Genomic DNA, 15,329 nt, shown 5'->3' on the forward strand with positions numbered 1-15,329 from the left:
CGCCGCGGCGCGGGCCTTTCCGGGGAAATCCGTTCCGCGGGACGCGGGCCGGCCGGCGCCCCCGAATACCCCCGCCTCTCCCGGGGCTCCGCGGGGAATGGCGCCGGCGGCACACGCAGGCCCCCGGAACGTCCGGCCCGGGTCCGCCGGCCCACGGGGTTGACAGCCGGGAAACCGGCACTGCCGCCGCGAACCGCCCCGCCGTGTGCCCCGCGCCGACGGCCGTGCGCCCGCCCCCCTCCCCGCTGACGGAGCATCACGGACCCGGCCGGCGGCGCACGGCGGCGCACGGCCCGCGACGCGGCTCCGTGCGCCTTGTGACCGGCCGGGCACGGCTGCGCTACTCGGACCAGTCCGCCCCGGGAACCGACCCGGGACGGGAGCCCTGAACGCGTAGCGGAGAGGACCAAGGCCCATGGCCGCTGGAGGAGTTCACCGCCGTCGTCTGCCCAGCCGGATCCTGCCGGTGTGTCTCGCCCTGACGGTGGGAGGCGCCGTCGCCGTCCTGCCGTTCCCCGGAAGCGGCGTCGCCACCGCCGCCGGGGCGGGGGTGTGGGAGAAGGTCGCCCGGTGCGAGAGCGGGGGCGACTGGGACATCAACACCGGCAACGGCTACTACGGCGGACTGCAGTTCTCGCAGAGCACCTGGGAGGCCTACGGCGGCACCGCACACGCCCCCCGCGCCGACCTGGCCACCAGGGCCCAACAGATCAGCGTGGCCGAGGCGGTCCTGGCCGGCCAGGGCCCGGGCGCCTGGCCGGTGTGCTCGCGGCGGGCCGGGCTGACCCGCTCCGGCGGCGGCGAGGCGGCGGCCGGAGCCGGCAGGGAGGCCGGGGCGGGCGGCAGCAGCCGCGGCGGGAACGCCCGGGAAAGCAAGAGCGGCCGGGACGGCAAGGCCGCCGGCTCCACCGCGGCTCCCCGCTCACGCCCCACCGCCCCCGCCGCACCTGGCACCGGGTCCGGCAGCCGGCGGACGGCTGCCTACACCGTGGCCGCGGGGGACACCCTGTCAGCCATCGCCCAGCGGCTCGGCGCCGGCGGCTGGAAGCGCCTCTACGCGGCCAACCGCCGCACCATAGGCCCCGACCCGGACCTGATCCTGCCCGGCCAGCGGCTGGTCGTCCCCGGTGGCCGGGCGAGCCGGTCCGCGGAGGCCCCGCGGCGCGAGAAGCCGGGCAAGGCGTCGCGGTCGGCCGCCCGGCGCGCGACCGCCCGCTCCGGCTCCGGCGCGGACTCCCGCCCCGGAGCCCGTTCCCGTACCGGCGCCCGGAAGCCGGGCGGCAACCGGTGGGCGCCTCCGGTCGGCGCTCCCGTCAGCACGCCCTACGGGGCCCGGGGCCGGTGGTGGTCGAGCGGCCGCCACACCGGCGTGGACTACGCGGTCCCGGCCGGCACCCCGGTCCGGGCGGCGGCCGCGGGGGTCGTGGTGTCGGCGGGCTGGAGCGGCGCGTACGGCCGCGAGATCGTCATCCGGCACACCAACGGCCTCTACACCCAGTACGCGCACCTCGCCTCCACGACCGTGCACCGCGGCCGGCACGTCCGGGTGGGCGAGCTGATCGCCCACTCCGGTTCCAGCGGCAACACCACCGGCCCGCACCTGCACTTCGAGGTGCGGACCAGCCCCGCCTACGGCTCGGACACCGACCCGCTGGGCCCGCTGCGCTCCGGCGGAACGGGCTGACGGGCTGACGGGGCACGGAGAAACTCCCGGGGGGCGGCCGTCCGCGCGCTGCGGCCGCCTCCCGGGGCCTTCCCGCTCCGCGCCCCGGCGACTCAACCCGGCCGGGTTTTCCCGCGCTTCGGCCCCGTAACACCTGCCGCCCGAGGCGCGCGGTACGGGCCCCGCACGGGTGCGGGGGTGTCCGGCCGGCGACCGGGGGCACACGGTGTTCACCACATCTCCAGGGGAGGCACCATGCTGGGTATCGCAGCGGCGGTTCTGTTCTTCATCGCGTTTCTCATCAACGCCGCGGATCTCTCGACGAACGACGTCTTCTCGTCCACGAATCTCATGCTGCTCGGACTGGGCCTGCTCGCCCTGCACGTGGCGGGCATCGGAAGCGGCCTGAGCCGGGGCGGCCGCAGACGCTGACGCCGGGCGCGGACGCCGGCGGCGGACGCGGATGCCGGGCAGGCCGTGAAGGCGGCCGCCCGGCATCCGCGCGCGTGCCGTGGTCACCGCGGTGTGTAGATCACGCCGAGCTTGTCGATCTCGTCGCCCGCCCGTCCGGTGAAGCCGCTGATCCGCCAGCCGGCGGGGGCGGTGAACGTGGCGGTGTCCGATGCGGCGGTGCCGGCGGAGAGGGTGCGGCCGGCGTCGGTGGTGAAGGCCGCCGAGAAGATCCGGGTGCGGCCGTCCTTGCGGCTGCGGGTCAGCGTCACCGAGGTGAGGTGCTCGCCCTCGGCCAGGGCGAGGGAGGCGGCGGTGCCGCCGGTGCCCCCGTGGGCGAGGACCGTGCCGTCGTCGAGGGTGAGGGCGACGGAGTCCAGGCGGGCGCCGCCGCGCAGGGTGAGGGTACGGACCCGGGGCACGGCGGGGAGTGCGCCGGCGTCGTTGAAGGCGGTGCCGTGCGGGCCGCCGAAGAGGTCGCCGGCGCGGCGGTCGGCGGGCAGCGACCAGCCGAAGGCGGCGCTGTGGGGATAGTGGTCGGAGAGATGCCCGCCCTCGGCGTCGAGGAACCGCCGCCATGCGTTGCCGTACCGGGTGGCGGTCAGGTTCACCAGCGGGCCGGAACGGTAGAGGATCTTGTCGACGACTTCACAGGTGTCGGTGGGCGCCGCCTTGTCGCAGACCAGCGCCGGGCTGCCGGGGGCGGGCGCGGCACCGCCACGCACCAGCTCCACCCAGGCGTCGGTGAGGCCGTTGGCCTCCGTCAGGGTGCGGATGGTGTCGCCGGTGCGGGTGTAGCGGGTGTTGGTGTCACCCATGACGATGACGGCGTTGCCGGCGGAGTGCGTGCGGATGAAGTCCGACAGCTGCCGGATGTTGGCCCTGCGTGCGGCGAGGGCCGGCTCGGTGACGTCGGCGTTGGTGTGGACGTTGTAGAGGTCCACGTGGACGCCTTCGGCAAGCCGGACGCGGGCGAGGGAGAAGCCCTTCGGGGTGAGGCAGTCGGTGCCGGTGCAGTCCTTCCAGCGGACCCGCTCGAAGTCCTGGAAGGGGTGGTCGGAGAGGGTGTTGAGGCCGTCCCCGATCCCGGCACCGCCGCTGGTGGGGGTGCGGTGGGGATGGGTGTCGTGGGCGTAGAGGGCGGCGTGGTGGTTGAAGTCCTCCTGGACGTTCACGAGATCGTAGGGCGCCAGCCGCTGGCCGATCAGCGGGGTGTTGGCCGCCGGATCGCTGTCGCTCAGGCCGAGCGGCAACCCGGCGATGTTGTAGGTGAGGACGGTGAAGGAGCCGCCGGCCGGGGCGGTGCCGGGGACCGCGGACGGGCCGGCCGCCGCGGCGGGCGCCGGTCCGGGGGCGGCGAGGCCGGTCAGGGCGATCACACCGGCGGCGACGGTGCCGAGCAGTCTGCGCATGAGGGGAGACCCTCCCGTGGGATGGTGGGGCCGGGCGGGGACGGAGGATCACCTTCCTCGCCAACTCGCCTTGGCACAAGAGGGGTTGACCGGCCGGGCCCGCGGCAGGGGCGGCTCGCCGCCTCCGCGCGGGCCGCTACTCGAAGCGCGCGGTGTCGCCGGCTCCGCGGCGTACGATCTCGGCCACGCCGTCCGAGAAGTCGATGACCGTGGTCGGCTCGGTGCCGCAGTCGCCGGAGTCCACCACGGCGTCCACCACGTGGTCGAGCCGTTCCTTGATCTCCCAGCCCTGCGTCAGCGGCTCCTCCTCGTCGGGCAGGAGGAGGGTGGTCGACAGCAGCGGTTCGCCGAGTTCGGCGACCAGGGCCTGCGTCACCACGTGGTCGGGGATGCGGACCCCCACCGTCTTCTTCTTCGGGTGCAGCAGCAGGCGCGGCACCTCCTTCGTGGCGGGAAGGATGAAGGTGTAACTGCCCGGAGTCGCCGCCTTGATCGCGCGGAACACGTCGTTGTCGACACGCACGAACTGGCTCAGCTGCGCGAAGTCCCGGCAGACCAGGGTGAAGTGGTGACGGTCGTCGAGGTTGCGGATCGACCGCATCCGGCTGATGCCGTCACGGTTGCCCAACTGGCACCCCAGCGCGAAACAGGAGTCCGTCGGGTAAGCGATGAGCGCACCGGCGCGGATGCTGTCGGCCACCGTGCCGATGGTGCGCTGCTGGGGGTTCTCGGGGTGCACATCGAAATACTTCGCCATTCGCCGACCCTACGTGATCAGAACGCATGTGCCCGGCCGGCGGCCGCTCGCGGGCTTACGGCGGCGGGGCCGGCCGGTGCGCAGGGAGGACCGCGAAGGCCGGGCTCCGTCCCCGTGCGCGGCCGGGGCTCCGGCGCCCCCGCCGACTCCGCCGGAGGCGCCCCGCGGTCCCGTCCCGCACCGGTCCGTGCACCGCGGCCCGGCCAACGCCGCCGCGCGGAAGGGCGGTTGCCTCGCCGGAAAGACCCGTCCGCTCACTGGCCGAGCCCGGCCTCCCGGCCCTACGCTGCCATCTTGCTGGATCACATGATCGACCAAAGAGACGGCCGGGTGATGCGGGCATGGTCGGGCGAGGAACGCCCTCCGGCGGAGGACCCGCGGAAGAGGCCGCGCACAGGACGCCCGTCACGCCTTCCGCGGCCGAGGAGACCGCACCGCCCCGGGTGGGACGGAGGTGGGTCACCGCCTATGTGCTGGCGATGGCCGGCGTGGCGGCGGGCTGGTTCGGCCCGATCCAGATCCTGCTGCCGGCCCAGGCCGGGCGCCTGGCGGGCCCGGAGGGCAAAGAAGCGCTGCTGGCCCTGGTCACCGGATACGGAGCGGCGGCGTCCCTGGCCGCCAATCCCCTCTGGGGCGCGGTCTCGGACCGGCTGCGCTGCCGCTGGGGACGACGCCGGCCGGTGTTCGTGGCCGGTACCGGCGTCGGCGTGCTCGGGCTGCTGGTGCTTTCGGACGCCACCTCGGCCACCGGCATGATGACCGGCTGGATCCTGGTGCAGGTCGGCCTGAACGGCCCCCTGGCCGCGCTCGCCGCCCTGCTCGGCGACCGGGTGCCCGACCGGCAGCGGGGCACGGTCGGCGCTTTCTTCGGCGTCGCGCAGATCGCGGGCGTCGTCCTCGGCACGGCCGTCGCGGTCGCCCTGGGCGAGGGAGCCCTGGGGTACGCGGCGCTGGCCGTCGCCGTGCCCGCCCTCGCCGTGAGCCTGCTCCTCGTCCACCGCGAACCGGCCGCGTCCGGCCCGCCGCCCGAGGTCCGGGCACGCGGATCCCGGCGGGCGGTTCTGCTCCGCCCGGGCGGGCAGTTCGGCTGGGCCTGGCTGATCCGCTTCCTGCTGAACCTGGTCAACGCACTGGTGCTGCTCTACCTGTACTACTACCTCGACGACGCCGTCGGCGCCGGCGACCCCGGCACGCTCGTGCTGGCCGTGACCCTCCTCAACGTCACCGTCGCGGGGGTGTGCGCCGCCGCCGGAGGTGTGCTGTCGGACCGGCTGCGCCGGCGCCGCGCCTTCATCGCCGCCGGCGCGGGCCTCCTGGCCTGCGGCGCGGTGCTGATGGCGCTGCTGCCGGCCGTGCCGGCCGTCCTGGCCGCCGCCGTCCTCGTCGGCGCCGGCTGGGGCTTCTTCGTCGCGGTCGACATGGCCGTCATCACGCAGGTGCTGCCCGACGAGGAGACCCGCGCGACCATGCTGGGCATCGCCAACATCGCCGGCACCCTGCCCCAGCTGCTCGCCCCCGTCCTGGCCGCGCCCCTGGTGACCCGGCTCGGCGGCTACCGGACGCTCTACCTCGTGACGGCGGCCGTGGCCCTGCTCGCGCTCGCCTGCCTGCCGCGGCTGCGCGACGTCACCCGGAAACCGGCCACACCCGGAACCTGACCCCACCCCGGAAGGACTCCCCGTGCCCCCATCACCGCCCCTGCTCCCGCCGGGTTTCCGCTTCGGGATGGCGACCTCGGCGTACCAGATCGAGGGCGCCGCCGACCTCGACGGCAAGGGACCCAGTATCTGGGACACCTTCACCGCACGCCCCGGCACCGTCCGCCACGGCGAGGACGCCCGCACCGCCATCGACCACTACCACCGGTACGAGGAGGACGTCACGCACATCGCGGAGGCCGGCGCCCACGACTACCGCTTCTCCCTCTCCTGGCCCCGGGTGATGCCCGAGGGTCGCACCGTCAACCCCCGGGGACTCGACTTCTACGACCGCCTGGTGGACCGCCTGCTCGAAGCCGGCGTCCGCCCGGTGCCCACGCTCTACCACTGGGACCTGCCCCAGGCGCTGGAGGACGCGGGCGGCTGGATGAACCGCGCCACCGCCCACGCGCTCGCCCGCTACGCGACCGCCGTGGCGGAGCGGCTCGGCGACCGGGTGCACGACTGGATCACGATGAACGAGATGAACGTCCACACCCTCTACGGCTACGCGCTGACCGACCACGCGCCCGCCCGGGGACTCGGCCTCGCCGCCCTGCCCGCCGCCCACCACCAGCTCCTCGCCCACGGCCTCGCCGTCCAGGCGCTGCGCGCCCACGGGGCGGCCCGCACCGGTGTGGCGAACCAGCACTTCCCGGTCTCCCCGGCCGGCGACGACCCGGCCGACACCGAAGCCGCCGCGCTCTTTGCGGACCTCACGAACTGGACCTTCTCCGACCCGATCCTGCGCGGCGACTACCCCGGCGAACTCATCCGGTCCGCGACCGGCACCGCGGAACCGCGCCTCGCCGAGGACCTGGAAGTGATCAGCGCGCCGCTCGACTTCTACGGCGTCAACTACTACGAGCCCACCGTGATCGAGGCGCCGCGCGAGGGCAAGGACTACCGAGGGGTGATGGAGGTCGACATCCCCGAGGGCCTGCCGTTCTCGCCCGTGCCGGTCGCCGGCGCCGAGCGCACCGACTTCGGCTGGGCCATCGCGCCGTCCGCGCTCACCGGCATCCTGCGGGAACTGCGCGACCGCTACCCGGCCCTGCCACCCGTCGTCGTCACCGAGAACGGCGCCTCCTTCCACGACGCCGCCCCCGACGCCCGCGGACGGGTGGCCGACCCACGCCGGATCGCGTATCTGGACGGGCACCTTCGGGCCGTGGCCGACGCGGTCGCCGCCGGGGTCGACGTGCGCGGCTACTACGTGTGGTCGGCGTTCGACAACTTCGAGTGGGCCGCCGGCTACGACGAACGGTTCGGCCTCGTCCACGTCGACCGCGCGACCCTGCGGCGGACGCGCAAGGACTCCTGGTACTGGTACCGCGATGTGATCGCCGCGCAGCCACCGGCCCCGGCCCCGGACCGGCCTCAGACCGCCGGCGGCGCCGGTGGCCCGGGCGCCCCGAGCTGACCGACGAAAGCCGTGGCCAGGCGCGACAGACGCTCGCCGCGGCCCTCCTCGGCCCAGCCGTCGACGAGGCTGAGCAGCGTGCTGCCCTCGACGAAGATGATGAAGTCGTCGATCACGTCGTCGTCCTCGACACCGGGACGCAGCTCACCGCCCTCACGCGCCTCCCGCAGGCACACGCACAACAACTCCCGGATCTCGCGGTGGGAGTCACGACGCGCCGCGGCCAGCCGGGGGCTGGACAGCGCCGCCCCCGCGAAGGCCACGTTGACGTGGGCGTCGGCGGTCCGCTCCTCGTCCAGGGGGAGCACGGCGTCCAGGGCGGCGCGCAGCGCGGCGAGGCCGGACAGGTCACCGCCGAGCCCGAACGCGCGGGTGACGATGCGCTGGTAGACGGCCGTCTGCGCCGCGACGAGGATGTCGTCCTTGCCGCCGAGGAAATGGGCCAGGACACTCAGCGAGCATCCGGCCTCGTCGGCGATGGCCCGGGTGGTGGTGCCCTCCACGCCGCGGGCGCGGACCACTCGCCAGGTGGCCGCGAGCAGTTCCGCCCGCCGCCGCTCGTGGTCCACCAGCTTCGGCACTCGCCCAGCTTACCGAGACCACAGGGCGCGTCCGGCGCCTGGCGGCGGGGACACCGACGCACCGGGACGGGGCCGGGCGCCCCGCCACCGGGCGGGAGGGCCGTACCGGGGCGGCAGATCCGGAAGGCCAACGGCGGCCGGGACCGGAGCACGTTCCCCGGACCCCCGCCACCGTCCACTCCGCCGCCCACTGCACCGTCCGCGGCTCAACGGCCGCGCCGGCGCCGCGTGTCGTCGGCGTCCGAGTCGATCCTCTCCTTGCGGACCTGCTCGGAGACCTCCTGCTGCTCGGTGACCGTCTCGGTGTCGAGCCGGACCCGTTCGACCGGCACGGTCTCCTTCTCCACCACCGGCCGTTCCTCGTGGAGGGTCACCTCGTGCTCCTCCTCGGAGATGGCGGGCCCCCGCATGGCCCGGTCGCGGTTGGCCTCGGTGATCGGCTCCCGCTCGACACGGACCTCTTCGTGGCTCACCGGCACGGTGCGGGTGACGTTCTCGGTCACGACGTGCTTGCGCAGATGGGCCTTGCCCGACTCGACGGACTCGGTCCCCACGCGGAGCCGCTCCTCGGAGCGGGTCATGGCTTCGTCGGTGGTGGGCCCGGAGGTGTCCCGCCCGACGGGGCGGCTCGGCCGCTCACCGGCGGGCGAGCCCCTGCCCCGCTCACCCCCGGTGCGGCCCGCCGCGGCCTCGGGCCGCTGCGCCTCGCCCCGGGGGATGCCGTAGTAGCGGTAGAGCTCTGACTCCTCCGACTCCGAGACGTGGCCCTGATCGGCTTCGACACGGGGAGCGTTCTTGACCTTCTCCTTGTCGTACGGGAGCTCCAGGGACCCGTCGGCGAGCCTGGCCTCGGCCAGCGGGACGAAGGACTCCTTGGTGCCGAACATGCCGGTCTGCACGGTGGCCCACTCCGGGCGGTTGCTCCGGTCGTCGACGTACACCTGGCTCACCTTGCCGAGCTTGCCGTCGGTGCCCACGGCGGTGCTGTCGGCGACCCGGTCGAGATCCTGGTACGAGATCACTGGTTTCTCCCTGGGAAATGCGGACGTGCGGCGCACGCCGGTCGGTCTGCGGTTGCGCGGGAGGTGTGGCTCCCCCGGGCGGACGGCGACGGTGCCCGCCGGCGTCCGTGCCGGGCCACCGGGGCGGCCCCCGCCTGGCTGCGGGCGCCCCCTGCCTCCTTCGTCACGCGGTACCCGCACAGATGTGTGTGAATCGCTCGAAAAGGACATTCCATCGAGGCGGAAGCGGCTCGGCAGGGCGGCCGCAGGGCCGCGGGGATGAGGGCACAGAGGCCCCGGCGCACAGTCCGGCGTCTCCCAATCCGCCGCGCACGGCAGCACAGCGAGCCCGCCGCTGCGGCATTGACCCGCGCCGGTGCCGGCTCTACCGTGCGCAAGGATCACAGCCCGCGGGGGAGGGGCGTGCGGGGAAACTACTGGAGAGGACAGTGATGGTGTCACGCCGCTTACCGAGGTCGCGTCACGGGTGGGCCCTGGCCCGGGCCGCCGGTCTCCTGGCCCTCTGTGCCGCGATGACGGCACCCCTTCCGGCCTCGGCGCGGGCGCATGCGGCGACACCGTTCCAGGACCACGGGCGGCTGCAGGTGTGCGGCACGGCGCTGTGCGGCGAGGACGGCCGGCCGGTGCAGCTGCGGGGGATGAGCTCCCACGGCACCCAGTGGTTCGAGCACTGCCTGACCGGCGCCTCCCTCGACGTCCTGGCCCGGGACTGGGGCGCGGACGTGCTGCGGGTGTCCACCTACGTCCAGGAGGACGGATACGAGACGGACCCCGCCGGCTTCACCGAACTGGCGAGCCGCGTCATCGACCAGGCGACGGAACGCGGGATGTACGTGATCGTGGACTGGCACATGCTCGACCCGGGCGATCCCCGCGTCAACAAGGAGCTGGCCGCCCGCTTCTTCACCGATATCACCGAGCGCCACGGTCATCAGGACAATGTCCTCTACGAGATCGCCAACGAACCGAACGGCGTGAGCTGGCAGGCGATCAGAAGCTACGCGGAGGACATCATTCCCGTCGTGCGGGCCGGCGACCCCGACGCCGTCGTGCTGGTGGGCACCCGCGCATGGTCCTCACTGGGCGTCTCGGAGGGCGCGGACGAGTCCGAGATCGTGGCCGATCCGGTGGACGCGGAGAACGTGATGTACACCTTCCACTTCTACGCCGCCTCGCACCGGGAGGAGTACCTGCGGACCCTGTCCCGGGCGGCCGCTGAACTCCCGCTGTTCGTCACCGAGTTCGGCACCCAGGACTACAGCGGCGACGGCCCCGACGACTTCGCCATGGCCCAGCGCTACCTCGATGTGATGGCGGAGAAGAACATCAGCTGGACCAACTGGAACTACTCCGACGACTTCCGCAGCGGCGCGGTCTTCCGGCCGGGAACCTGCTCCGACGGGACGTGGGCCGACCCCGGCACTCTGAAGGATGCCGGAGTGTGGATCCGGGACCGCATCACCTGACGGCGCCCGCGCCGCGCCCGGGGCGCTCCGGCGCCGCGGCGGCTGGCGGCCACCCGCCGCGAGGCGGAGGGCCAACCGGCAGCCGTACTGCCCGCGGGATCACCGGGGTACGGGTCTCCGGCCGGGACGGCGCCGGCCGGAGACGGTGCGTTCGGGGCCGGGTCCGGCACCGCTCGCTGCGGCTGTTCCCGTCTTCCACCTGGCACGGTTCACGCCCTCCAGCTGATCGGCCACGGCGGACAGGGGGCCTGGGCCACCGACCTGTGAGCGCGTTCCATCGAAGCCGGGGCGACAGATGGGAAGCACGGCGGCGATGGTCCGTCCGAGTCAGCGACTCCAGTAGTCGCGGCGGGGCAGTTCGACCCACACATCGGGAGGTCCGACCACGGCACGCCTGTCGGCCGGACGCAGCCCCGCATAGGCGCAGGAGAAGGCCACGGCGTTGTATTGGTAGAGGTACGAAGCCAGCACTTCCTCGGAGGTGCCGTTCTCGTGTGGTCCCCCGCCCGGGTGCAGGTCCCAGCCCTCGACGGTTCCATGACGGGCGATGCTGCCCTGGTTGCCGCTCTTGGGATTGGCGTACAGGCCGTAGCAGAGCGTGTCCGCGGACAGCCGGGTCAGCACGCCCGGCATTTGCGGTGCGTATCCCCAGGGCTGGGTCACGACGCAGCCGCCCGGCACGGACGTCATGCCGATGATCCGCAAGCTCTCGTCCATGTCGTACTCGTACGGGTCTTCCAGCAGCTCATCGATGACTTCGGCCTCCACCGGCGCGGCCTCCAGACGACGCACCGCCTCGGCCGCGTCGATGCCGGCCACGCAGGCCAGCCCCGTACCGTCGTAGTGGAACGTGCCCAGTGCCGTGGTGAGCCGGTCGGCCTCTTCCGCTGCCGCACGCTCCGTGCCGGTCAGGCGTATCCCTTCCGGCACCGGGAACAGGTCAGGCGTCGGTCCGGCAAGACTCAGCCGCCCCGGTGACCAGCCGCCGATCAGCAGCCGCCAGGGGTCGGCCCCGGCAGCGGCGAGGGCTCGTGCGTTGTCCGGCTTCCTGGAGACGACGGCCTCCCACAGCGCCGTCACCCCGTTCTCCAGCGCGTCCACATCCGCAACTCGACCAGCCAACTCCGCGACGACCGCCGAGGACCCGAACACCGCTGCGCGATGCAGCGGTCGGCCTCCGCTCCACTTCTCCGGGTCGGCGCCTTCGTCGAGGCGCCGGCGAATGTCGTCGACATCCGTCCAGTCCCAGCCCATGCCACTCCAGCCGTGACTCTCTGCTGCCACCGATCCCCCTTCACCATGTCGCATGCTTTCGCGCTACACGCTGGCACAGGGGTCCGACACCGGACCGACCAGCTTGCGGATCCCGGCGCCTTGGAGCGAGGGTGATTCGTCGAAGCGGCACTCGTTCAGGACGACCCGCACGCGGTGCCGGCGAATCGCAGGTGCATCGGTCAGGCGCAGCGCCGGACGGTCGCCGGAGGCGGGGCCGGTGCCGGCCTCCAGCCGCAGCGCCGCGATGACCTCGACCGCACTGCGGGTTCCGCCGGTGAGGAGTCGTCGCGGAGGGCCGACGGCACCGCCCCGGGCGCATGCGTCCCACAACTGACGTTCACCAGGGTCGAGTTCGTCTGATCCGGAGTCCGACCCGGCCTCAGGTCGGAACCGTAGGGGCGCACCCCCGGTCAGATTCTTGGGAAGGTGGCCGGGGTGTGCATTCTCCTCGCCGTGGGGACAGGCGCGCGGGTTTCAGGAATCCTGGACGCCAGGACACCGGAACCCGCACGCGAGCGTCCGAGTCATTGGGGCTTTGCGTGCGGGTTCGGTGGGCTGGCGAGCCATCCCCTCGGCAAGGGGAGCGGACCCGGTGGTGGGGGCCGTGGCCTGCGTGATCGTGGGAGATCCACTGATGCTGATCGGAAATACGATGTCCGGGAGGGCGGGCGACAGCATCCGGGCCGCGTGCTGACCGGATTCCGGTGAGGCGGGCCGGTGGCTTCGTTCACGAGTTTCGACAGCGGATGTATGCGGCTTTGAGCAGCACGTCGACGCGGCGGTGTTCGATGTTCATGAGTACCGACAGCAGACTCTTCCTTGCAGTAGCCAGGTGGGTTGAGAGGCCCCGTGGCCGGCGGTGGTGGCCTGATGGGACTCGCCGAGGAGAATCGCTCGATGCGTATTCTGATCATCACTGCCGGTTCACGCGGAGACGTCGCGCCCTTCACGGGACTCGGACGGCGTCTGTTGGATGCGGGCCATCAGGTTGCCGTGGCCGCTCATCCTTCCTTCGCCGCACTCGTCGGCGGGTGCGGTCTTGACTACCGGTCTGTGCCGGGAGACCCGCAGGGGCTGATCCGGGACTGGGCCCGGGCGGCGTCGCGGGAGGAGGCGCAGGCGTTGACGAGGGCGTACGCTGACGGGCTCGCCGATGGGGTGGTGGAGGCCGCGGCGGGTGGAGCCGACCTGCTGCTCACGGCCTTCGGCCCGGCACCGCTCAGCCGGACAGCCGGCGAAGCATTCGGCGTCCCCGTCATCGGCACCTACCTGGCACCGTCCTTCGCTACCGGACAGTTCCCGCTGCCCAACGCACGGAGCATCGATGACCTGGGGCCGGAGGGCAACCTCGCCGCGGGCCGGGATGTGCTCAAGCGTGCGGAAGGAGTCTTCGCGGGCGCCGTGACCCGGCTGCGTGCCCGCCTCGGGCTGCCCGCCGGCGCGCCTTCGGCACCGGTGGACGTCCGGCCGGTCTTTCACGGCTTCAGCCCGCTGGTGGTGCCGCGCCCCGAGGACTGGCCGTCCTGGGTTGAAGTGACGGGCTATTGGTGGCCCGCGCGGCCGGACGGCTGGCAGCCCCCTGCCGAACTGGTCGACTTCCTCCGGGCCGGTCCGCCCCCGGTTTTCATCGGATTCGGCAGCATGGCGGCAGGACAGGGGGAACAGCTCAGCGAGCTGGTGGCTGCGGCGGTGAAGCGGGCAGGTGTGCGTGCGGTGGTACAGGCGGGGTGGGCCGATTTGAACGGCTGCGGCGCCGACGTCCTGACCATCGGCGACGTGCCCCACGACTGGTTGTTCCCTCGCACCGCCGCCGTCGTCCACCATGCCGGGGCAGGTACCACCGCAGCGGGACTGCGGGCCGGAGTGCCCGCCGTGCCCGTTCCCGTCATGGCCGACCAGCCGTTCTGGGCATCCCGGCTGCATGCGCTGGGAGTTGCTCCGCGGCCTGTGCCGTTCCAGGAGCTGACCGGTGAAGCCCTCGGTGACGCGATCAAGGCCTGCCTGTCCGAGCCGTCCCACCGTCGCCGCGCGGCCGAACTGGCCCGCGGGATCGCCGCCGAGGACGGCACAGCCTCGCTGCTCGCCCACATCGGCGAGCAGCCGGGCACCGGCCGAGCCCGCCGGCACTACCGCGACCGCCTCAACGATCCGCCGTAGCGCCGGCACCCTGCGCCGGTAACGCCGTCAGTCCGTCGATCTGCTCCACGTACGTCGTCCTCGGGCAGGCCGCGTTTTCGCAGTACAGCCGCCGCACCGATAGGTCGATCATCACGGGTCGTCCGCCGGCCGACTCGTCCGCGACATGACGCACATACCGCGAGTGCACCCAGTCCGGCCTTTGACCACATCCCGGGCACGCGCGGCACGTATCTTCCCTGGTGAACGCGGCTATTCTCACGGCTTCCGAGCCAGCGCTCACCCGCTCGATGAACCGCTCCGGGGCTGATGGAGGTTCCGGACTGTTCCGAGTCGGGTGGAGTCGAGTTGGTGGGCGGGGCTGGTTGGGGGTGTTTTCGGGTGTCTCCGGGGGGCTGGTGGTCTGTGGGGCCTCGTCGCCGGGGTGGGGGCTGGTTGGCGGGGTGGGAGTTGTTGCCGGGTGGTGTGATGGGCCTGTGTGTGCCGGTCACCGGTGTGTTTTCTGTGCGGTGGTGTGGTCTGCCGAGTTCTCGGGTTCCCAGCGCAGTAGGTCTCCCGGCTGGCATTGGAGTACTTCGCAGAGCGCGGCGAGGGTGGCGAAGCGTACTGCTTTGGCGCGGCCGTTTTTGAGTACCGCCAGGTTGGCGGGGGTGATTCCGACGCGGTCCGCGAGTTCGCCCACGGACATCTTCCGCTTGGCCAGCATTACGTCGATGTCGACGGTGATCGGCATCAGATCACCTCTTCCAGTTCGGCGTGCATCCGTCTCGCCTCGGCGTCGCGTGCGACGGCCTGGGCGAGCAGCATCCGCAGCACGAGCACGATCAGCGCGACTCCGAAGACTGCCAGGGAGCCCCCGCACAGCAGGAGCACGATGCCCGGGGCCACGGCCTCGCCCGGCGCGAGGAGGACCGCGAGTGCGAACACCAGGAGCGCGGCCGCCACGAATGTGCCGATCACGATGTGCACGTACCGGAAGGCTGCGTGGGAGAACACGGTGTTGTGCCGCACCATCGTCACCAGCCGCCACACGCAGACCGCCACGACCTGGACTGTCACGATGCCCAGGAAGACGATCACGAGGAGGGGGATGCGCAGGTGGGCGGACTCGGGGCCGAGATCCTCCAGGTCGGTGGCCAGCAACGGCACCATCACCGTCTGGACGAACAGCGAACCGGCCAGCAGCGCCACGAGCACGGCGCGCAACGCAAGCACTGTCAGCTTTCCCATGACCACTCCTTCGATCGAATCACGATGGTAATCTATCGAGTATCGATAGCCGCAGGGAAGGGGTGGGTCGTACGTGAGACGGAGGAAACCGCGGCAGACGGCAACCCGGGGCCGGTCGCGCTGCGCGTGGTGAACGATCCCCGGGGTCTTCGCCCCTCTCCCTCCAGGCGGCCCGTGTGATGCTGTACCGGGACGCGCACGGCGTAACGATCCCCCG

General features: G+C 72.8%; 15 protein-coding genes. 6 read left to right on the forward strand and 9 right to left on the reverse strand.

The window, feature by feature from the left end; translation table 11 throughout:
* Positions 1-415: 415 nt before the first annotated feature.
* Both LIX60_RS30500 and LIX60_RS30505 read left to right on the forward strand, forming a co-directional pair.
* Entirely contained in the window at positions 416-1,684 is a 1,269-nt protein-coding gene (locus tag LIX60_RS30500; RefSeq protein ID WP_227962540.1) for a transglycosylase family protein, read from the forward strand.
* Positions 1,685-1,918: 234 nt separating this feature from the next.
* Complete coding sequence (locus LIX60_RS30505) at positions 1,919-2,095, forward strand: hypothetical protein (RefSeq protein WP_019707889.1); 177 nt, start codon at positions 1,919-1,921, stop codon at positions 2,093-2,095.
* 83 nt (positions 2,096-2,178) lie between these two features.
* Here the strand turns inward: LIX60_RS30505 and LIX60_RS30510 are convergent, their stop codons facing one another.
* Both LIX60_RS30510 and LIX60_RS30515 read right to left on the reverse strand, forming a co-directional pair.
* Entirely contained in the window at positions 2,179-3,525 is a 1,347-nt protein-coding gene (locus LIX60_RS30510) for a jacalin-like lectin (protein WP_227962541.1), read from the reverse strand.
* 136 nt (positions 3,526-3,661) lie between these two features.
* Positions 3,662-4,282: an L-threonylcarbamoyladenylate synthase gene (locus tag LIX60_RS30515; RefSeq protein WP_227962542.1), complete on the reverse strand. Its 621-nt coding sequence runs from the start codon at positions 4,280-4,282 to the stop codon at positions 3,662-3,664.
* 443 nt (positions 4,283-4,725) lie between these two features.
* Between LIX60_RS30515 and LIX60_RS30520 the strand changes: the two genes are divergently transcribed.
* Together LIX60_RS30520 and LIX60_RS30525 are read left to right on the forward strand one after the other, a co-directional pair.
* Positions 4,726-5,940 (forward strand): MFS transporter, encoded by a 1,215-nt coding sequence (locus LIX60_RS30520; protein ID WP_227962543.1) that lies wholly within the window; start codon positions 4,726-4,728, stop codon positions 5,938-5,940.
* A gap of 22 nt (positions 5,941-5,962) precedes the next feature.
* Entirely contained in the window at positions 5,963-7,402 is a 1,440-nt protein-coding gene (locus LIX60_RS30525) for a GH1 family beta-glucosidase (protein ID WP_227962544.1), read from the forward strand.
* On the opposite strand, the gene LIX60_RS30530 is transcribed toward LIX60_RS30525, so the two are convergent.
* Together LIX60_RS30530 and LIX60_RS30535 are read right to left on the reverse strand one after the other, a co-directional pair.
* Positions 7,360-7,983 carry a TetR/AcrR family transcriptional regulator gene (locus tag LIX60_RS30530; protein WP_227962545.1) on the reverse strand — a complete coding sequence of 208 codons (624 nt, stop codon included), beginning with the start codon at positions 7,981-7,983 and terminating at the stop codon, positions 7,360-7,362. The two genes, LIX60_RS30525 and LIX60_RS30530, sit on opposite strands and share 43 nt — an antisense overlap.
* Positions 7,984-8,189: 206 nt before the next feature.
* Positions 8,190-9,005: a DUF2382 domain-containing protein gene (locus LIX60_RS30535; RefSeq protein WP_227962546.1), complete on the reverse strand. Its 816-nt coding sequence runs from the start codon at positions 9,003-9,005 to the stop codon at positions 8,190-8,192.
* Positions 9,006-9,517: 512 nt separating this feature from the next.
* On the opposite strand from LIX60_RS30535, the gene LIX60_RS30540 reads away from it, so the two are divergent.
* Positions 9,518-10,471, forward strand: coding sequence for a glycoside hydrolase family 5 protein (locus LIX60_RS30540; RefSeq protein WP_227962547.1), 954 nt, complete (start codon positions 9,518-9,520; stop codon positions 10,469-10,471).
* 327 nt (positions 10,472-10,798) lie between these two features.
* Here the strand turns inward: LIX60_RS30540 and LIX60_RS30545 are convergent, their stop codons facing one another.
* Entirely contained in the window at positions 10,799-11,755 is a 957-nt protein-coding gene (locus tag LIX60_RS30545; RefSeq protein WP_227962548.1) for an ankyrin repeat domain-containing protein, read from the reverse strand.
* A gap of 33 nt (positions 11,756-11,788) precedes the next feature.
* Positions 11,789-12,076, reverse strand: coding sequence for a hypothetical protein (locus tag LIX60_RS30550; protein ID WP_227962549.1), 288 nt, complete (start codon positions 12,074-12,076; stop codon positions 11,789-11,791).
* Positions 12,077-12,616: 540 nt separating this feature from the next.
* Between LIX60_RS30550 and LIX60_RS30555 the strand changes: the two genes are divergently transcribed.
* A complete protein-coding gene (locus LIX60_RS30555) occupies positions 12,617-13,903 on the forward strand; it encodes a glycosyltransferase (protein ID WP_308101984.1) in 1,287 nt (428 codons plus the stop codon).
* Here LIX60_RS30555 and LIX60_RS32015 read toward each other — a convergent pair.
* From LIX60_RS32015 to LIX60_RS30570, 3 genes are all read right to left on the reverse strand, one after another.
* The gene (locus tag LIX60_RS32015) at positions 13,887-14,165 is read right to left on the reverse strand and encodes a transposase family protein (RefSeq protein ID WP_374117949.1); all 279 of its coding nucleotides are present in this window, start codon (positions 14,163-14,165) and stop codon (positions 13,887-13,889) included. The genes LIX60_RS30555 and LIX60_RS32015 overlap by 17 nt on opposite strands.
* Positions 14,166-14,369: 204 nt before the next feature.
* Entirely contained in the window at positions 14,370-14,615 is a 246-nt protein-coding gene (locus LIX60_RS30565; RefSeq protein WP_227962550.1) for a helix-turn-helix transcriptional regulator, read from the reverse strand.
* Complete coding sequence (locus LIX60_RS30570; protein ID WP_227962551.1) at positions 14,615-15,112, reverse strand: DUF2975 domain-containing protein; 498 nt, start codon at positions 15,110-15,112, stop codon at positions 14,615-14,617. The genes LIX60_RS30565 and LIX60_RS30570 overlap by 1 nt, the downstream gene beginning before the upstream one ends.
* Positions 15,113-15,329: the final 217 nt, after the last annotated feature.

This window comes from Streptomyces sp. S07_1.15 (assembly GCF_020739505.1).
In the GTDB taxonomy this organism is placed as follows: Bacteria; Actinomycetota; Actinomycetes; order Streptomycetales; family Streptomycetaceae; genus Streptomyces; species Streptomyces xinghaiensis.